The following is an 18,997-nucleotide window of genomic DNA, read 5'->3' as shown; positions in this document are numbered from 1 at the left end:
GGGATTGCCAAAGCAAGCGACCTCGATCTGGAGAAATCTGCGGACCGGGAAGAAGCGCTCGACCGGCTGGAAGCCGTGCATGTTCGGTTGGGCGATGTTCTGACTGGCGTGCGCGTCCTGCGCGCGCCAACCGAGGTCGACGAGGCGGATGACGCTGAGGCTGTGCTCGGCGAGCGGCTGACGACACCTAGGGGCGATCTCGCGCAAGACGGGTCCGACATTTTTGCTCCATCGGAGCGGCAGGCGTTCAGGGCGCTGGTGGCGCAGTTCCGCCGGACGGATTTCGATCATCCGTTCTCCGACGACCCCTCGGTGCGGCGGGCGGGCGCCGTGGAGGTGGAGGAGGCCCGCAACGCGTTCGATGCCTACGCGCAGAGATCTCCGCAGCATGCCGAACTGGCCTCGATGGCTTGGGGACAGATGACTGACAGTCGAATGCCGCCGCAATATGCGGTATCGGCGCAGGACCGCACGCTTCATGCTGGCGACATGGACCTCGCCTTGCGGGATCCTTCGGATCATCTCGGTCCGATCACGGAAGAGCTCCGCATCCTCGCCCGCTATCGCACGGAGATGCCGGATGACGAATTCGGGCAGGCCGTCGAGGACGAAATCAACCACCTTCGTTCGCTCGGCGCGTCGCGTGCCTATATCAGCGAACGCAGTTTCGAGATCGAGGACCAGGCGCGACAAGACTACGCCGAGCGCCGGTATCTGGAAGAGACAGCGCCAACCGTCATGGCCTTTGTGCGAAACGCCGACGTCGAGGGCCCGCTCTCCGAGGGTCCAGACTCATTGATCGTCAAAGCCAGAAGATGACAGTTGCGGCGAGGGCGACGGCGGAGAGGAAGGTCTTTGCGCATCGGTCGTAACGGGTTGCGATGCGGCGCCAGTCTTTCAATCGGCCGAACATGATCTCGATCCGGTTGCGGCGCCGGTAACGTCGTTTGTCGTAGCGGACTGTCTTGCCGCGCGACTTCCGACCGGGGATGCAGGGGCGTATCCCCTTGTCTTTCAACGCATCCCGGAACCAGTCGGCGTCATAGCCCCGGTCGGCGAGCATCCATTCGGCCGCGGGCAGACTGCCCAGCAGAGCTGCGGCGCCGGTGTAGTCGCTGACTTGGCCTGCGGTCATGAAGAACTTCAGCGGACGACCCTTGGCGTCCGTGACAGCGTGCAGCTTGGTGTTCAACCCACCCTTGGTCCGCCCGATCAAGCGCCCGCGCTGGTCGTCAGGCCCCCCTTTTTCGCCCGCAGGCTCGAAGCCGTGCGATGCGCCTTCAGGTAGGTCGCATCAATCATGATGGTCTTCTGCTCGGTGCCTTTCGAGGCCAGCCCCTCCATCATCCTGGCGAAGACCCCCATGTCACCCCACCGCTTCCATCGGTTATAGAGCGTCTTCGGGGGGCCATACTCCCGAGGCGCATCGCACCACCTCAAGCCATTGCGATTGATGAAGATTATGCCGCTCAAAACCCGCCGATCATCGACGCGCGGTTTGCCATGGCTCTTCGGAAAGAACGGTTTCAGCCGGTCCATCTGCTCGTCCGTCAGCCAGAATAAATTTCTCATCATCACCCCCGTCAGCTCAGGGCCTTGAATCACGCAGCGACGGCAGCCTCAAGCAGATCAATGGGTCCTGACCCTAAAGAGTGAAAGTGTTCTTCGGGTTTTGTGACTGACGGATGAGGGCCTTTGGGGTCCCTCAGATGGGTCCGGGCCGGGTTCCGGTCTGCCGTTCCGGATGAAGGGCATTCCCATGCAATCAGGTGTCTTGCGCGTGCTCCGCGCAACCGCCGCCTCCTGGTGGCGGCATAGAGAGCTGCGCCGAACTGGCCAGACGGCGCTGGCACGGCGGCTCGAACGCCAGACCGTCCTGCGTGATCTCGGCTATCTGAAGCAGGCGGCGTCATTGCCAAACGCGCATGTGATCTGCGGGGAGGGTGGGACATTCCTCCATCTCGGTTGGACTACCGTGTCGACCTTCGCGCCGATCGAGCGCTTTCCCCTGGCCGCCCTCGCGGTCGCACGAGGAACCCCGTTCATCGATATCCGACCCATCAGTGACGTCATCGCCTTCGCGAACCTGCCACGGGTGGCGCAGGACGGGTCGGTCGATCCTGAACCTTGGGGTCCTGGCAGGTCCGTCTCGCTGACCACCTACATCGACACGGTCGAAGCCCTCGGTGCCAGGATCATCAACGATCCGCGGTCCCATCAGTCAGCCTGATCACCACTTACTCTCACCAAAACTCGAAAGGACGCCAGCCATGGCCCGATCCCGCACGCCCAAATTCGATGCCTCCGAGGTCATCACAAACGAAATCATCCGCATCATCGAGCGCGGCGTGCTGCCGTGGCGAAAGCCCTGGACCGCAGGCGGCAGCTCTCGCCCCGTGCGCGTGGGCGGTGAACCCTACCAGGGGGTGAACAACTTTCTGCTGACGATGCGGACCGTGATGGCGGGCCACAGCTCACCTTTCTGGATGACGCTGCCGCAAGCCAATGCGTTGGACGCAAAGGTTCGCAAGGGCGAGAAGTCCTCTGTCGTCGTTTACTACGGTCAAAGCCGGAGGGACGCCGGCGATGAGGATGACCGCAGCGACAGGGATGATCGCTCCGAGGAAGCCCGCGTCTTCCGCTTCCAGAAATCCTACCGCGTGTTCAATGCCTGCCAGATCGACGGGCTACCCGACAGCTTCTATCCCGACCCTGAGCCCGCGCCCGAGCACCCGCCGTCCGAGCCCATCTCGCACATGCAGGCGTTTTTCGACGCGATCGACATCACGACCGTCTTCACGGGGACGGAAGCCTACTACCTGCCGCCGGTGGACAAGGTCTACATGCCATCGATTACGCGGTTTCAGGACCCGCGCAATTTCTACGGAGTCTGGGCGCATGAGCTGGCCCATGCCACGAAAGCCCCACATCGGCTGAACCGTGATTTCGGGTTCTCGAAGTTTGGCAACACGTCCTATGCGCGCGAGGAGATCGTCGCGGAATTGACCTCGGTGTTCCTGGGTCAGACGCTCGGCTTCACGGCGCATACGCTCGAGATGAATGCCGCCTATCTCCACAACTGGTTGCGCGTCCTTCGGTCGGACAAGGGCGCGATCTTCCGGCACGCCGCGGACGCGCAGCGCGCCTGTGATTATCTGATCGCCAGATCGGAGGTGGGCAGGGCAGGTCGCAGTGCCGAGGCCGCCTGACCGCACGGAGAACGGAGACACCCATGTCACGTAAGGAACCCAAGACGCTGCGGGTGGCCTGCTTCAACGACGGCCGCCGCAAGATCATCACCTTCAAGCGCGGTGCCTATTGGTGGAGCGCTGCCGAGGGCGCTTATCCGCTCTCGGCAGCGCTCGAGAGCATCAAAGAACAAGGCGGCTGGATCGAAACCATCCCCAACCCGAATTACAGACCCAAGGGGCTGTTCGGGTAGGGCACCTTCTGCTTCGGTCCTTCCGCCAGGCGGAAAAGAAAAAGCGGGCTTTGGGAAGGGTGTTTCAACTTCTCAAAGGAGATCTCCATGTCCATGACCGTGCAACCCCAGCCAGATCGTCCCGATCCGACCGTGATCGCGGCGCAAAACGACGCGTTTCGCAAGCTCGCGTGCCTTGGGGTGCCGCCCGCGCAGCCCATCCAGGGCCGGATGCATGTCACCCGCGCGCTTATGGAGGCCAGCGACGGCTTCATGGCCGAGGCGGTGAAGGCCACCGGTGAATTTGCAACATTCGAGCCTGAGAATGATCCCGAGGGATGGCACGATTTCGGGATGGTCGAGATCCGGGGCGAGACCGTGTTTTGGAAAATCGATCTCTATGAGGCAGATTCGGATTTCCGCTTCGGGGCTGAGACCCCGGACAATTCCGCCACCACCATGCGCGTGCTGACCATCATGCTGGCGCGCGACTGGTAGGGCAGGGGGCTACCCCAAAGTGTCGATCCGAAAACTCAAGGCCCACTGACCCCTCAAAGGGAGAGTGGGCCTTTTGTCGTGGTGATCCCTGAAGCCGGGGATTGGTCACGCGCAAGCGCGCGGACCGCATCTCACCCACCTGAAAGGTTATCCCATGACCACAAGCTTTGCCCCTCTCACCGTCGCCATCGGCGATCTGGTCCCGCATCCCGCCAATGTGCGCAGCAACGCGCCGGAAACCTATGACCCCGAGAACATCGCCCATCTGAAGGCCAGTATCGCTATTCTGGGCCTGCTCCAGCCGCTCCTGGTCCAGAAGCTTGACGGCAAATATGCTGTCCTCGCCGGTGGTCGGCGCCATGCCGCGCTGCAGGAGCTTGCCGCCGACAAGGCCGCGAAGGGGTTCACCGCGAAGACCAAGGTGGACTGCCGCCTCGTGCCGGAAGACTGCGATGCGACCACGGCGCTGTCGCTCGCCGAGAACATCACCCAGGCACCGATGAATGCCATCGATGAGTTCGAGGCTTTCGCGCGGATGATGGAGGTCGACGGCCAGACGCCTGAGACCATCGCAAAGACCTTCGGCACCACGGTGGCGGCCGTGAAAGGCCGGTTGCGCTATGGGCTGATCCACCCCGACATCCGCGCCGCGGCTCGGGGCAAGGTGATCACGCTCGACACGATGAAAGCCTTCGCCGAGCACCCGAGCCAGGAGGCGCAGCGCGAGGTCTTCGAGGCGCTCACGAAAGACGGCGGCTATCTGCAGGCCTACACGGTCCGTCAGGCGCTCAAATCCCGCGGTGTGCAGGTCAGCGATGATATCGGGGCTTTTGTGCGCGCGGACTACGAAGCGCGGGGCGGCGTTGTCGCGGCTGACCTTCTGGAAGAACATTCCGTGCTGGAGGATGCAGCACTGGTCGAGACCATCCTGCTCGAGAAGCTCGGTGCCGCCGCCGAAGAGGCTCGCATTAAGCTGGGCTTTGCCTGGGCCGATGCGATGGTGCGCTATGATTACGCGACCATGGCCGACTACGGCCGCGTCTATCCCGGCCCGATCGAGCCGGATGAGGCTGCCCAGAAGCGCATTCAGGACATCACCGCCGAGCTCGAGAAATTGCAGCTCGAGATGGAGGATGAGGGGCTCGAGGACGGTGCCTACAATGCCCTTTACGACCGCGTCGACGCTCTGGAAGAGGAAGCGCGCGATCAGCAGGAGGCCTACAGCGCCGAGGACCTCGCACGGTCTGGGGTGATCGCCTCGTGGCAGGGTGGGCAGATCACGCTCCATGTTGGCCTCGTCCGCCCCGAGGACACCGTCAAAGAGGAGGGCGCGCGCGGCTCCTCGGCTAGCCCAACCGGGGAGGAGGCCCCGGACCCGGGCGAAATCACTTATCCAGCCTCGCTGGCCGAGGACCTCAAGACCGAGCGAGCCATGGCCCTTGGCGCCGCGATGGCGCTGCATCCGGAGGCCACGCTCGATCTGACGCTCTTCAAGCTGGTCAGTGATGTTCTGGCCAGCGGCATGAGTGTCACGCAGGCGATCAAGATCGAGGCCCGCAAGGAATACCGCAGCCATGCCAAGATGGACGAGATCGACGAGACCTCGCTCGAGCAGGTGGCCGCGGCACATGATGCGCTTGATCAGTCCTGGCTTGATGACACCCGCGCGCCCGCCGATCAGTTCGCGGCGTTTCGCGCGCTGGAGGCAGGTGAAAAGGCCAAGCTCGTGGCCTATGCCACGGCCAGCACCACGCAGTCCTGCTTCGCGCGGGATCCTCGGCGCGACAGCCTGATGCATGATTTCGAAATCGAGATCATGCCCGATATCCGCGCCCACTGGACGCCGAATGCGGCGCTCTTCAACCGCTTCAAAAAGGCCTGGCTCCTGAAGATCCTCGGCGAGGATCTGGGTCTGGCCCAGGAGGCGGTGACGCTGGCCTCGTCGAGCAAGAAGGAGATCGTCGCCTTCTGCGACAAGCTCTTCGCCGATCCCTTCGCCACGCTCACGGACGCGCAGCGCGCCGCGGTGGCCGCCTGGTGCCCGCCCATGATGCAGACCGCCGGTGTCGCCTGTGATGAGGCGGAGCCCACTGCGGACACCCCGGAGCCTGACAGCGAGGTCGCGCAAGCGGCCTGAGTCCTCACGCGACCCGCGCGTGGATCATGCCACCCGCGCGGGTCGACCCTCCCACACCCAACGAAAAGACATCCCCATGGCTATTCTCAAGTTCTCTTCCTCCGCTGTTGCGGCGCAAATCGCGCATGCGCGCGCCTGCAAAACCTTCCTGCCCAACTGGAACGGGCCCGTGGACAGGCCGGCCCTGATCCTCATCGTCGGCAATGGTGTGCATCTGCGCTCAAACGGCATCGATGGCACGACCACCCGCATCGTCACCACCGAACAGGCCGATCCGTCCTTCGCCTTCGCCGAAGGCATGAACCCGTTTCGGGACACCGACTGGATGGCGCAGCGCCGCATGGCGTTTCGCGATCTGACCGGCCAGTTCTACACCGACATCCTGGATGACGTGCAGGTGCTCATCGACCGGGGGCGGGGGGCGATCCGGCTCGCCACCGATGGCCACAGCATCCGCGTCTTCGTGCGCCGGGCCTCGGATTATCTCATCGGCGGGACCTACGAGGTGCCGTCAGGCCTCGGCGGCACCTTCCGGGTCATCCTCAAGGATGCCTGCGACGCCTTCGCGATCGTGCAGAACTGCGGCAATTGCGAGGATTTCGACGCCATGCAGCCCTACCGCGTGCCGCTCGATGCGCTGATGGAAATCGATGACCGGAGGGTGGCGTAACCCGCCCTTTCTCAAACAAGCATCGCCAATACCCTGCCGGGCCTGCGGCCCTCTCGGGACATTGGCGACAACAATTTTCCCAAACGAGAGAAAGGACTCTGAAATGGGTTGGCTTTTCTACACCGACGGCCGCGTCCAGAACTACGCGGATGAGAAAGCGGAAATCGCCCGGCTCTGCACCTGTCATGGCGACACGCGCAAAACCGAACTGGTCAAGGCCTGCAAGGTCGGCTCAACCTGGTATGCGGCGGCAAAGGTCACCAATCTCGACGGCACCCCTGTCGAGGACGCGACCTATGTGACCGATGCGGATGGCTCAATCACTTTCGGGGCTGTCTTCCTCACCCGATACGATGACGGCTGCTGGGGCTACAAGGACATGGAGGAAAGCGCTGGCCCGAACGAATCTCGTGCTCCCCTTGGGCTGATCGAGCTTCTCTCCGACCTGAAAGACCCGGACAGCTACGCGCAGGACTGGCGTCAGCGCGGCCGGAATTGGGCTGCAATCCCGGACTACGAGGAAGGCGACAAGATCAGGCTCGCCACGCCCGTGACGCTCACCGATGGCAGCACCTGCCAGATCGTCACCGCGACCCACTACAGGCGGGGTCGGCAAAAACGCCGCTGTTACCGCATCGAGGAAACCGGTGGGCTCGTACGCCTCTCGAAGGCCACGCTTGCGGGTTCGGAGCTGCTCAGTTCCGCGAAGGGTGCGGCCAGTCCTGTGCTGGCGGAGTTTCTGGCGGGGCAGGGTGGTTGAGTTTCTCGCTGAGACAACACCACGGAACCACGCGCGCACATAATACCGACTTGAAATCGTATCTCAAATGAGATACATCACTCCCATCAACTGGAGGACCATTCATGCCTGCCCAAACATCCATGCTTCATGTTCGTGTTGACGATCAGCTGAAAGCACAGGCTTCGGACGCACTTGCGGGCGTCGGTCTGACGCTCTCCGATGCGGTGCGTATTCTTCTGACCCGCGTGGCCGCAGAAGGCGGATTGCCTGCCGGATTGACCGCTGATCCGGATGCCTATGATGCCTGGTTCCGGGCGAAGGTACAGGAAGCGCTGGACGATCCAAGGCCCACAACGCCCCATGCCAAGGCGATGCAAGACGCCCAGGCATTGATTGACGGGAAGCGCCTTGCCAAATCTTGAATGGAAAGCCACGGCCATCGCCGACTTGTTGGCAATCATTGACTACATCTCTGACGACAACCCGGATGCCGCCCAAGTTCTCAAAGACGAGATTGAACACAAGACGTCCCTCCTTCCAGAACGCCCTCAGATGTACCGCGCGGGCCGTGTGGACGGGACTAGGGAGATGGTTGTTCGGCCAAACTACATCGTGGTTTATGCTGAAAGCCCTGAGATGGTGACCATTTTGCGCGTACTTCATGCTGCGCAGCAGTGGCCATGATCGGCGTGCAGGCCCTCCGCTAAGAAATTGCCCGCTCTACGCCTTCAAAGTGTAGAGCGGGCTTTTTGTCCTTTGGAACTCAGACCCTGATCCAAAGGAAACCCCCATGTCCAAGCCCAAACCGGCAAATCCGGCTCTCTCAATCTCCGACACTGACCTCGCCTCTGCCCTCGTACAGATCGGTGCGGAGGTCGACCACCAACCCCTGCGCAGTTCAGCGCTGGCGCGCATCATGCGCGAGACGTTTCGTGGCAGCGATGCCGGGGGCGCCTGGGACTGGCGCATAGCCTATGACCTGATGCAGGCCGCGGCTGTCCAAGTGCTGCTGCGTGGGAACGGCGTGCCAGATGACATCGCCGCTGCAAAGCTGCTTGCCTCGCGGCTGCTGACGGAAACCCGCCGGTCAGAGCAGCAGATCCGGCTGCAGCAGTTTTCCACGCCGTTGCCTTTCGCGGCAATGGTCGTGCGGGCGGCAGCCGTTCGCAAGGGCGAGACTTTGCTGGAGCCCTCGGCTGGCACCGGTGCCCTGGCTACTTTCGCCGCCCGGGCCGGTGCCACGCTTTTGCTCAACGAGATCGACCCTTTTCGCCAGCGCCTCCTGCGCGCGGTTTTCGGCGGCGAGGTGACGGGCCATGACGGCGAGCATATCGACGATCTGCTGCAGTCGCCGGTTCTACCCGACGTCGTGGTGATGAACCCGCCCTTCGCCTCCTCGGTCGATCGCTCCCGAGACAAGCACATCGCCGCCAAACATCTCGTCGCGGCTGCAAAGCGTCTGGCACCAGGTGGGCGCCTGGTGGCGATCATGCCGCCGGGATTCGCGCCCGAACGCGATGCCGCGCATTGGTCACGCGCCTGCGGTCTCCTGACGCCGCGCTTGGCGTTGACGATGCCGGGGCAGGTCTACCGCAAGCTCGGCACCTCTGTCGAAACCCAGCTCATGGTCTTTGACAAGGTGCAGGAGGACGGCGAAATGATCCGCGTCCCTGTGCGGGATCTGGATGAAGCCTTGGCATATGTCGATGCCGTGGCCGCAACCCGGACCGAGATGCGCCCCGTACAACAGGCAGCGGCGATCCCTAACGGGCGGCCGACCGTTCCATCCTCTGCCCCGCGCAAGACCGCCGCTTCGCCTGTCGCCGCCTCCAAACCCCGGGCCAATGCCGTCCGTCCGCTCAGCTTCACAAGCTTTGAGACCCCTCGCGACAACACGCCGGTCTCGGACATCTATGCGCGCTACCGTCCGCAGCGGATCGAGATCGCGGGTGCGCAGGAACATCCGACGCCGCTGGTCGAAAGCATCGCCATGGCCTCGGTTGCCCCGCCCATGCCCTCAAATACGGGCAGTGATGACTTGCGCCTGCCCGCACGGTTGATCGAGGAGGGAGATCTCTCCGAGGCGCAGCTCGAGACCATCATCATGGCCCATGATGCCCATGGGCGCGATCTGCCGGGGCGGTTTACAATCGATGACGACCAGACCAAGCTGACGCGCGCCGATGATGACCCGGACGCACGGGCCTATCGCCTTGGCTATTTCCTCGGCGACGGCACCGGTTGCGGCAAGGGGCGCGAATGCGCGGGGCTCATTCTCGTGAACTGGCTTTCCGGGCGCAGGAAGGCGATCTGGGTCTCCAAATCCGCCACGCTCATCGAGGACGCCATCCGCGACTGGACCGATCTCGGCGGCTCGCCCGCAGATATCCAGCCGCTCTCTAAATGGAAACCGGACCAGCCCGTCCCTATGGGTGACGGTATCCTCTTCGTCACCTACGCCACGCTGCGGTCCGCGGGCAAATGCGGCACCACGCGACTGAGCCAGATCCTCGACTGGATGGGCGAAGACTTCGACGGCGTACTGGCCTTCGATGAGGCCCATGCCATGCAGAACGCGGCAGGGTCCGAGCAGGGCAGGGGGGTCAAACCCTCCCAGCAGGGCCTTGCGGGCCTGCGGCTGCAACTGGCAGCACCCCGCGCCCGCGTCTTCTACATCTCGGCCACGGGTGCCACGAGCGTGCACAACTTGGCCTATGCCGCGCGGCTGGGGCTCTGGGGACAAGACCCCGAATATCCCTTCCCAAGCCGCGAGAGTTTCGTCTCGGCGATGGAAGCTGGCGGTGTCGCCGCCATGGAGGTGGTCGCGCGCGATCTAAAGACGCTCGGGCTCTACACGGCCCGCGCCCTCAGCTTTGATGGCGTGGAGTATGACGTGCTCGAGCACGCGCTCACCCCGGCCCAGGTCGAGATCTACGACGCCTATGCGGGTGCCTTCCGCACGATCCACCACAATCTCGAGGCGGCGCTGACCGCGACTGGGGTCAACGACGCCTCGGGCGAGACCAATGCCTCGGCCGCACGCGCCTCGGCCAAGTCCCGCTTCGAGAGCACGAAACAGCGTTTCTTCAACCATCTCTTGATGGGCATGAAGGCTCCAAGCATTATCCGCGCGATCAAGGACGACCTGGCGGCGGGCAAGGCTTGCGTCATTCAGGTGGTCTCGACGGGTGAGAGCCTGCTGAAGCGCCGGCTTGAGATTATGGACCAGGAGGACGAGCTGGTCGAGGGCGCGCTAACGCCGCGCGACTACGTCCTGGGATACCTCGAACAGGCCTTCCCGATTCATGCGCAAAAGCTTGTGGAAATTGACGGCAACATGGTGGCGGAACCTTTGCGGGATGAGACCGGCGCGCTGGTCGTCTCGCGCGAGGCGCTCGCCCTGCGTGACGCGGCCATGATGGAGTTGATGACGCTGGCCCCGATCCCCTCGGCGCTCGACCAGGTCCTCTGGGCCTTTGGCGACGAGGCCGTGGCAGAAGTCACGGGGCGGTCCATCCGGCCCCTCAAGGCCGAGGATGGCCATCTCTTCATCGAGAAGCGCTCCGCCAGTAGCAATTCGTCGGAGACCCAAGCCTTCATGGACGGCGAGAAGGATATCCTGATCTTTTCCGATGCGGGCGGTACGGGCCGGTCCTATCACGCGGCGCAAACGGCGAAGAACCAGAAACGGCGGCGGCACTATCTTCTGGAGCCCGGCTGGCGCGCGGATGCGGCCATCCAGGGGCTCGGGCGCACGCATCGCTCGGCTCAGGTCAGCGCGCCCTTCTTCCGGGTCTGCACCTCGGATGTGCATGGCGAAAAACGTTTCACCTCGACTATAGCCAAACGCCTCGACCAGCTGGGGGCCTTGACCAAGGGTCAGCGCGAGACCGGCTCGCAGGGCATGTTCCGGGAGGAGGACAATCTCGAAAGCCCGATCGCGCGGGCGGCGCTGCGTGGGTATTTCGCCGATCTTGCCGCCGGGCGCGCTGAGGCGATGAGCTACGAGAGCTTCACCGACTGGACAGCCCTGCGGCTGATCGACAAGGACGGGGTGCTCCTTGAGGAGCTGCCGCCGATCCAGCGGTTTCTCAACCGAGTTCTGGCCCTGCCCATCCACATGCAGAACGCGCTCTTTGCCGAGTTCATGAGGCGGATCGCTGATCAGACCGAACGCGCGCGCGCGGCAGGCACGCTCGATCTCGGCGTGGAAACCCTGCGCGGCGAAAAGATCGAGCAGGTCTCCACAGAGGATCTCTGGACCTGCCCGAAATCCGGCGCCGTGACGCGGATCATCGGGCTCGAGGTGACGGACCCGGTCCATGTCTTGGGCGCTGAAGAGGCCATATCGCGCAATCCGGATAAGCTGCCGATGGTCAATCGCGCCTCCGGTCGCGCGGCGCTCATCTCGGCACGCCCGATGCAGATGTATGACGAAGACATCGTCACGCTGATGCGCAAGGTTGTGCGGCCAAACGGGTCGAGCTACCTGGAGGAGGCGCGGTTCACGTCTTCGGCCTGGGAAGACATCGAAAGGCCCGAGTTTGCAAAGCTTTGGGATGCCGAGGCAGCGTCCCTGCCAAAAACCACCACAACCAAGCTCTACCTGCTGACCGGGCTCTTGTTGCCGATCTGGAAGGACATTCCGACCACCAATGAACGCATCTACCGGGTCACGCCTGACGGGGCGACGGCGATGATCGGGCGCACGCTGAGCGAGGAAGGGGCGGCAGCGCTGCGCGCCCGCTTCCTCGTGTCCAACCCGCAAACAGCGCAGGAGATGCTGACCGCCGCCCTCGGCACCACCGCACCTGTCGATCTGGGCCGGGGTCTCACCCTGACCCGTCGCCGGGTCGCAGGCGAGATGCGTCTCGAGCTGGGCGGTGCGGATCGGGGCATGATTGAAGGTCTCAAGGCCATGGGGTGTTTCACCGAGATCATTGCCTTCCAGCTACGGGTGTTCCTGCCGCATGGGGACGGGATCGACACGGGAAGCATTCTGGCCCGGATCGTGGGGCAGGAAGCCAGCATGACGTCAGAACAAGCCGCCTGAAAAGTCAAAGCGGGCTTTCGGTCGGGCGTCGCGGATCGGGGTTTGCCCGGGCTGCGCTTTCCGGGCGCGGGCAGACCAATGCCACGCCCGGCCCCCCAAATTCAGACAAGAGGACAGACCCATGACCAATCCCCAGATCGACTATGCCGCAATGGCGGCTCAGTGGCGTGCAGAGCGCGAAACCACATTGAAGGCATCCCGAACGGAGCTGCTCGCGCAACTACGTGCGCTTGGCATCAGCGAGGTCACTGCCGAATACGAAGGCTATGGCGACTCCGGCAATGTCGAGGATGTGACGGTGCAGCCTGCAGAGGTCCAACTGCCGGAGGCGCTTGCCACAGAGGTTGGCGACTTCGCCTGGTCGCTCGCCTATCACCATCACCCGGGGTTCGAAAACAACGAGGGCGGCTACGGCACGCTGACCTGGGACATAGCACTAGACAGCATCATCCTCGATCACGCGGACCGCTATGTCGAATGCTCGCACAGCTATGACGAGGGGCTTTGAGATGGCCCATCCGCTTCATCATGCTGAAAGCTCTGCCCGGAAATTCGGCGGGGTGCCGACTGACTATCAGTCTGTGCACGATTGGTTTGACGCCTCGAAAGAGCACCTCGCGCTCTTCACGCACCGCGCCATGCGTCACCATGCGCAAGGCCTGTTTGAGGCCGAACGGGTTTTTGGCCTGACACTGACCAATAGTGCAGGCCGCGACATCCCCGTGCGCTGGATCGGCGAGCAGCATATCCGTGAAGACTGCCAGGGCCGCATCCCGAGCATGGCGGACTGGCTGCGACGGATACAGCCTGAGCCATGGATGGCCAATGGCCACATCGACCGGCATTCCGGCTCCGAGCCCTGCGGCGACCCAAGGGTTGCCTGGGCCTCCGAGGTCGCCGCCGGAAGAACGGTTCTTGGCCTGAAGGATTGGATGGCGGCGCGCGCGACGCAAGCCACGCAAAGCGCCTGACAGCTCTCGGCCGTTTGCCAAACAAATCTTGCATGGAAGCCCGGTCGGAAGATCGGACTTCTTGCGTCGTTTCCCCACCATTCTTCGTAAGGAGGTTCGCATGACACTCGAAGACATCAAGGCGGCCGTTGATGCCGGCCAGACCGTGCATTGGGCCAATACCGGCTACGTTGTCCACAAGGACCGGCTCGGTCAGTACCTCATCACCTATGTGCCGAATGGTAGCTGCATCGGTCTGACCGACCGGGGCGGGCACCGGTTGAACGGAAAAGAAACGGAGTTCTTCGTCGCGCAATCGAAGGACGCCGCAGAAAATCCGGGCAACCAATCAAGACCAGACGGGCAGGGGAGGGGCGTAGCACCCGGAGGCGCGGGGGCATTCCCACTCGGACGGCAGCTTTGACCCGTGGGCGGGGCTGAAAGGAAAGCAGGCTTTCTGATTTGTGATCCCTCAAGGGGTCGAGAAAGCAATCCCGGATGCGTTGGCAAAAACGTCAGGCACCGGCCAATCCAAAAGGAACCATCCCATGTTCGCAGGAACCCTCACCCGCACTGTCGAGACCGCAGCCGCCGAGTACACCGGCATGATCCATTCGACGCGCTTTGACATCGCCATCCAGCTCGAGGCACGGGCCAAGATGTCCGCTCGCAGCCCGGATTACGACGTGACGGCAGTCAACAAATCAGGCCGCAAGGTGCGTATCGGCACGGCCTGGAACGAGACCGGGAATACCAGCGGCAACCCCTACATCTCGATGCAGATCGATGTCGGCCTCGGCCCGTTCCGGGTCAACGCGGTGCAGACGAAAGAGGCGCGCGCGGCCCAGAGCGGCGAATTCGAGATCATCCCGCTGGTCTCGAACGGCCTGATGAAATCCGGCTCGATCTCGGGTGAGCTCACCGCCATGGACGCTGACAACGCCTTCACGGGCTACATCGCCAACATGATGTTCGATCTGGAGTTCATGCTGATCGAGAACAGCTACAAATCCGAGGAGACCCACCCCGATTACCGGATCGAGGTCAGCTCGCCCCGGGGCACCCCGATCCGCGTCGGCTCCGCCTGGATGGCCAAAAGCAGCCGCACGGGCAATGACTACCTGTCGCTGCTGATCAACACGCCCGATGGCGACCTGCGCGTCAACGCCGTGCAGAACGAAGAACAGCGCGGCGGGCAGACTTTCTCGATCATCCCGTTCATCGACAGCGGTGAGCAGCCGCAGGACGCGGGCATGGGGCTCTCGCTGGTCGCCTAATCGGCGCGCGAGGGGGAGACGACCTGAACCCAAAGGGGAGCCGTGGGACCACGGTTCCCCTTTTTCCATGTCCGTTTGCGTGAAGGACGTCACCCGCTTGCGATCTGGTGTAAATGCGATACAATAATATATTCACGTAATATAGAGGGCGGGCGCGTGGCGGCTAGATCAGGGACGGTTCCATGGTTCGAGAGCTTTAATGTTGAGGCAGAGGTTGCAGATCTCCTCGCCCATATCGAGCGCTGCACCGGATTTGCGCTACTCGCCCGACAGCGCGCCGTCATCATGACCCATGCAAGGGCAAAGCTCGACAGGACAATGCAGGCATATCTGGAGGCCAAGACAGCGGGAAAGCCGGTGTCCACATCGCGCCGCGCCTATCTGACCGACCTGCAGGACACGATCTTCATGGCGATCCCGGAAGAGAACCTCGCGCTTATGCCGTTGCGCGAGCAGGCCCTGAACGACCCTTCATTTTACGCGGACGCCATGCACCGCGCCGCTGCGATCAGCGAGGATGAGCTTTTCATGGCGCTGTCCTCTTCGCTGAAAGACATGACAGTCCAAGACGCCCGGGCCTTCGTCTCGAAGCTTTGGCACGGCACGATTGACGACAATGCCCGCAAATAGGCTCTGTTGCGCAAATCTCGTGAGGGATTCATCTCGTGAATCCAGCATGGTAGCTCAGGTGCATGAGCAGACCCACATCCCCGACCTACAGGACCAGGAACTGGCCAGCCTACAATGAAGCGCTCAAGCGCCGAGGATCGCTGACCATCTGGTTCGATCCCACTATGACTTGGGATGCCGCGCCGACAGGCAGGCGTGGTCGTCAGCAGACCTACAGCGATGCTGCCATTCAGACCTGCCTGACGATGAAGGTGCTGTTTGGGATGGCGCTCCGGCAGACGACCGGCTTCGTCGAGAGCCTGCTGCGGCTGGCCGGTTTGAACTGGCAGGTCCCAGACTTCAGCACGCTGTCGCGCCGCCAGAAGACGCTGGCCGTGAACATCCCATATCGCGGTTCCGACGGGCCACTGCACCTGCTGATCGATAGCACGGGCATCAAGGTCGAGGGCGAAGGCGAATGGCATGCCCGCAAGCACGGTGGCCCCAAACGGCGGGTCTGGCGCAAGATCCATCTCGGGATTGATGAGGAAACACTGGAGATCCGCGCTGTCGAGATCACCGGGAGCCATATCGGTGACGCACCGGTGCTGCCCGACCTGCTCGGCCAGATTCCGTCGAACGAACAGATCGGGAGCGTCACCGCAGACGGTGCCTACGACACCCGCAAATGTCACGATGCCATCGCTGCCCGTGGCGCCCACGCTGTCATTCCGCCCCGCAAGAACGCCAAACCGTGGAAGGCTCTCACCGCTGGCGCGGTCGCACGAAACGAAGCACTGCGGACATCGAAATACCTCGGCCGCGCGATCTGGCGACGATGGAGCGGATATCACCGCCGAAGCCGTGTCGAAACGAAGATGCATTGCGTGAAACTGCTGGGCCAGCGGCTCATGGCCCGGGACTTCGACCGTCAGGTCGCCGAGCTCCAAGTCCGCATCGCCGTCCTGAACGGCTACACCGCGCTCGGCATCCCTGTCACGGAAGCCGTGGCATAAGTCTGTCCAGGGAAAGGGGAACCTCGGCCATCAGGCGATTTGCGCAACAGAGCCGATCTACACCGGTATCTTCTCGCCCATCGAATCCTCGGCCGTCGGCGCGGGACTGGCCATCGTGCTGGGCTTCGCGCTGCGCCGCCTGACGCTGGCGGGGCTCTGGCGGGCGATCCTCGGCAGCGGCCGGACCACGGCGACGGTGATGCTGATCCTGATCTCGGCCTATATCCTGAACCCGTTCATCTCGCTCACCGGCGTGCCGCATGTGGTGGGCGAATGGCTGGCCGGGGTCACCGCCGGGCCGATCACCACGCTGGTGCTGATCCTGCTGTGCTATCTGGTGCTGGGCTGCTTCCTTGAGGGGCTGTCGATGATCGTGCTGACCATGCCGATCCTCTACCCCATCGTCATCGGGCTGGGCTTCGATCCGATCTGGTACGGCGTCATCATCGTCATCGTGCTGGAAATGGCGATGATCTCGCCACCGGTCGGGGTCAATGTGTTCATCGTCCGATCCATCGCGCCCCGGGTGCCGCTGGCTGAAATCTTCCTCGGCGTGTTGCCGTTCTGGGTGGCGATGATCCTGCTGGTGGGGATCCTGATCCTGTTCCCGGCGTTGGCCACATATCTTCCGGATAGGATGATGCAGTGGGGTTTTAAATGCTGTCTACGTAAGCATCGCTCCTTCTGACCTGAGCCCCACTTCTTCCTCCAGTTTGAGGTAGAGTCCGCCCCAACCAGGAGACGGACAATGAGGCGATCAAGGTTCACGGTGTCAACGGCGGTTGCGTGCGCGTCTCCGTCATCCAGAGCAAGACCCAACGCCCCGTTCAGTTCGAGGTCACAGAGAACACCTCGGCCAGGGTCTGGGTCCAGAACGGCATATCCCGCTCGGCATAGAGCGGCATGAAGCTGGCTGAGCCCGATGATGTTGAGATGCCCTTGGCTCAGCTCCTGCGCCAGCGCGGGGCCGGTGAAGCCACCTGCGAACAGCGCGGAAGAAAGCGCGGTGGTGAGAAGGGGCTTTCCGGTATGGCGGATCGTATTGGCCTCCAGTGTTCTATATTGTAGAAAATGCGTACCGGAATTAGAGAATAATCTTTCACATTTCTTTCCGTCGAGTGAGGCGTGCAGCATGACCGACGAAAGCCCCGATCTGCCCTACAATAAGGCAGGTCTTGACAAGTCCTTCTCGAAGGGGCTGATCCTGTTGCGGCACCTGGCAACCTGCGAGGCGCCGGCGGGCATCAGCGACCTGTCGGCGGCTCTCGGCATGACCAAGAGCAACGTGCACCGCCTGTTGCAAACCCTTGCGGCGTATGGATTCGTTCACAAGAACGCCAAGTCCCGCTACAGCCCTTCGCTGCGCTACTGGGAGATGGGCTACGAGGTCTGGCTGCACTCGCGCGCGGGGCAAGTTGCGCTGAACGACGCGGACGGGCTCGCGCTCAAGGCGAACTGCCTCGTGCACATCACTTTGGCAGCCGAGGAAAGCCAGGAACTGATTCTCTATGATCGGATCGGTACGCCGATCGCCCATCCCATGCGCAGGCTTTGGCCCACGGGCACCCGCGTGCCGATCTGGCGAATCATCAACGGCTGGTCCGATTTCGTGGCCTTCCAGATCGCCTATATCGCCGCCAAGCCCGAGGTCGAGCTGACCTCGCGCCGCGATGAGATCAGCCGCCACCTGGAAGACAGCGGCCTGACCTACGAGGGTCTGGCCGAGCACGTCACCGCCGCCCGCGACCTGGGTTACGCCGAGAACCTCGGCAGCGGGCTGGAGAATATCGAGGGCACAGCATGCGCCTTCCGCGACGAGACCGGTGCGCCGGTGGGCGTGCTCAGCACGATCTACGACCGTGACGGCAGCCGCGACGGCCGGCGCGAGGATACCGGGCGGCTCAACCGCCTCTATGCCCATTCCATATCCCGATCCCTGGGCTTCCGGGATCCAAACTGAGAGAAACTTCATGGACGAACAAGCCTTCAAGGCCCGTGGATTCGGGCAGACCATCGGTTTCGGCCGCCGCTCGGCGCTGGTGGTGATCGATGTCATCAAGGGTTTCACCAATCCCGACCTGCCGCTGGGCGCGGACCTGTCGTCGCAGATCGTGGCGATCAACGCACTGATCGCCGATTTCGCGGCCCGCCGCGAGCCGGTGTTCTTCACCACCGTGCGCTACGACGAGCCGGATCTGTCTGACGCCGGGATCTGGCCACTGAAACAGGGCGGGCTGAAGACTCTGGCCGCCAGCGGCGATGGGGCCGAGCTGGACCCGAGGCTGAGCCTCGCGGCCGGAGAACGCACGCTGGTGAAGAAATACGCCTCGTCCTTCTTCGGCACCGACCTGTCGAGCCGGCTGGTGGCCGAGGGTGTCGACACGCTCGTGATCACCGGGTGCACGACCTCGGGCTGCGTGCGCGCGACGGCGGTGGACTCGCTGCAGAACGGCTTCCGTCCGATCGTCGTGCGCGAGGCGGTGGGCGACCGCAGCCAGCCCGCACATGAGCAGAGCCTGCTGGACCTGCAGGCGAAATATGCCGACGTGGTCTCGCTCGACGCGGCGCTGATGCGCGAGATGGCGGGCGCCTGAACGGCGCCCTGCCCCACCAACCCGCCTGCG

20 protein-coding genes and 1 pseudogene are annotated in these 18,997 nt (G+C 63.1%); 20 read left to right on the top strand and 1 reads right to left on the bottom strand.

The window, feature by feature from the left end; genetic code table 11:
• Positions 1-819 (top strand): annotated as a pseudogene (locus G0A00_RS23790) (endonuclease); the annotation flags it as partial.
• On the opposite strand, the gene G0A00_RS23785 reads toward G0A00_RS23790, so the two are convergent.
• Positions 803-1,572, bottom strand: a protein-coding gene (locus G0A00_RS23785) for an IS5 family transposase (protein WP_235956766.1) whose coding sequence is annotated in 2 segments (ribosomal slippage) — positions 803-1,236 and positions 1,236-1,572 — 771 coding nt in all. Because the reading frame shifts where the segments join, the coding sequence is not laid out codon by codon here. The pseudogene G0A00_RS23790 and the gene G0A00_RS23785 overlap by 17 nt on opposite strands.
• 187 nt (positions 1,573-1,759) lie before the next feature.
• Here G0A00_RS23785 and G0A00_RS23780 point away from each other — a divergent pair.
• From G0A00_RS23780 to G0A00_RS23685, 19 genes are all read left to right on the top strand, one after another.
• On the top strand, positions 1,760-2,230 hold the full coding sequence (locus tag G0A00_RS23780) for a hypothetical protein (protein WP_230798038.1): 471 nt from the start codon (positions 1,760-1,762) through the stop codon (positions 2,228-2,230).
• A 40-nt stretch (positions 2,231-2,270) separates the two neighbouring features.
• A complete protein-coding gene (locus G0A00_RS23775) occupies positions 2,271-3,209 on the top strand; it encodes an ArdC family protein (RefSeq protein WP_164184730.1) in 939 nt (312 codons plus the stop codon).
• 23 nt (positions 3,210-3,232) lie between these two features.
• The gene (locus G0A00_RS23770; protein ID WP_005617043.1) at positions 3,233-3,442 is read left to right on the top strand and encodes a DUF6330 family protein; all 210 of its coding nucleotides are present in this window, start codon (positions 3,233-3,235) and stop codon (positions 3,440-3,442) included.
• Between the two features lie 87 nt (positions 3,443-3,529).
• Positions 3,530-3,919 (top strand): DUF3768 domain-containing protein, encoded by a 390-nt coding sequence (locus tag G0A00_RS23765; RefSeq protein ID WP_164184731.1) that lies wholly within the window; start codon positions 3,530-3,532, stop codon positions 3,917-3,919.
• A gap of 154 nt (positions 3,920-4,073) precedes the next feature.
• Positions 4,074-6,056 carry a ParB/RepB/Spo0J family partition protein gene (locus G0A00_RS23760; RefSeq protein WP_164184732.1) on the top strand — a complete coding sequence of 661 codons (1,983 nt, stop codon included), beginning with the start codon at positions 4,074-4,076 and terminating at the stop codon, positions 6,054-6,056.
• A 76-nt stretch (positions 6,057-6,132) separates the two neighbouring features.
• Positions 6,133-6,726, top strand: a complete 594-nt coding sequence (locus G0A00_RS23755) for a regulator (protein WP_164184733.1) — start codon at positions 6,133-6,135, stop codon at positions 6,724-6,726.
• A gap of 103 nt (positions 6,727-6,829) precedes the next feature.
• The gene (locus tag G0A00_RS23750) at positions 6,830-7,486 is read left to right on the top strand and encodes a hypothetical protein (RefSeq protein WP_164184734.1); all 657 of its coding nucleotides are present in this window, start codon (positions 6,830-6,832) and stop codon (positions 7,484-7,486) included.
• 104 nt (positions 7,487-7,590) lie between these two features.
• A complete protein-coding gene (locus G0A00_RS23745; RefSeq protein ID WP_044353023.1) occupies positions 7,591-7,890 on the top strand; it encodes a type II toxin-antitoxin system RelB/DinJ family antitoxin in 300 nt (99 codons plus the stop codon).
• Entirely contained in the window at positions 7,877-8,152 is a 276-nt protein-coding gene (locus tag G0A00_RS23740) for a type II toxin-antitoxin system mRNA interferase toxin, RelE/StbE family (protein ID WP_071974127.1), read from the top strand. The genes G0A00_RS23745 and G0A00_RS23740 overlap by 14 nt, the downstream gene beginning before the upstream one ends.
• Positions 8,153-8,258: 106 nt before the next feature.
• The gene (locus G0A00_RS23735) at positions 8,259-12,521 is read left to right on the top strand and encodes a bifunctional class I SAM-dependent methyltransferase/DEAD/DEAH box helicase (protein WP_164184735.1); all 4,263 of its coding nucleotides are present in this window, start codon (positions 8,259-8,261) and stop codon (positions 12,519-12,521) included.
• Between the two features lie 121 nt (positions 12,522-12,642).
• Positions 12,643-13,029, top strand: a complete 387-nt coding sequence (locus G0A00_RS23730; RefSeq protein WP_037240036.1) for a DUF6878 family protein — start codon at positions 12,643-12,645, stop codon at positions 13,027-13,029.
• A gap of 1 nt (position 13,030) precedes the next feature.
• Positions 13,031-13,492, top strand: coding sequence for a hypothetical protein (locus G0A00_RS23725; RefSeq protein ID WP_164184736.1), 462 nt, complete (start codon positions 13,031-13,033; stop codon positions 13,490-13,492).
• A gap of 100 nt (positions 13,493-13,592) precedes the next feature.
• Positions 13,593-13,895 carry a hypothetical protein gene (locus tag G0A00_RS23720; protein ID WP_089423635.1) on the top strand — a complete coding sequence of 101 codons (303 nt, stop codon included), beginning with the start codon at positions 13,593-13,595 and terminating at the stop codon, positions 13,893-13,895.
• Positions 13,896-14,019: 124 nt separating this feature from the next.
• A complete protein-coding gene (locus G0A00_RS23715) occupies positions 14,020-14,748 on the top strand; it encodes a DUF736 family protein (protein WP_164184737.1) in 729 nt (242 codons plus the stop codon).
• A gap of 42 nt (positions 14,749-14,790) precedes the next feature.
• Positions 14,791-15,378 (top strand): hypothetical protein, encoded by a 588-nt coding sequence (locus G0A00_RS26640; protein WP_368667743.1) that lies wholly within the window; start codon positions 14,791-14,793, stop codon positions 15,376-15,378.
• 62 nt (positions 15,379-15,440) lie between these two features.
• Positions 15,441-16,373: an IS5 family transposase gene (locus G0A00_RS23705; RefSeq protein ID WP_164184738.1), complete on the top strand. Its 933-nt coding sequence runs from the start codon at positions 15,441-15,443 to the stop codon at positions 16,371-16,373.
• Positions 16,351-17,061, top strand: coding sequence for a TRAP transporter large permease subunit (locus tag G0A00_RS23700; RefSeq protein WP_203595500.1), 711 nt, complete (start codon positions 16,351-16,353; stop codon positions 17,059-17,061). The genes G0A00_RS23705 and G0A00_RS23700 overlap by 23 nt, the downstream gene beginning before the upstream one ends.
• Before the next feature lie 444 nt (positions 17,062-17,505).
• On the top strand, positions 17,506-18,333 hold the full coding sequence (locus G0A00_RS23690) for an IclR family transcriptional regulator (protein ID WP_111772988.1): 828 nt from the start codon (positions 17,506-17,508) through the stop codon (positions 18,331-18,333).
• A gap of 10 nt (positions 18,334-18,343) precedes the next feature.
• On the top strand, positions 18,344-18,967 hold the full coding sequence (locus G0A00_RS23685) for an isochorismatase family protein (RefSeq protein WP_018065867.1): 624 nt from the start codon (positions 18,344-18,346) through the stop codon (positions 18,965-18,967).
• The last annotated feature ends 30 nt before the right edge of the window (positions 18,968-18,997 follow it).

The organism is Salipiger sp. PrR002, from assembly GCF_010500775.1.
Taxonomy (GTDB): Bacteria; Pseudomonadota; Alphaproteobacteria; order Rhodobacterales; family Rhodobacteraceae; genus Salipiger.
This window is presented reverse-complemented; position numbering and strand designations above follow the sequence as displayed.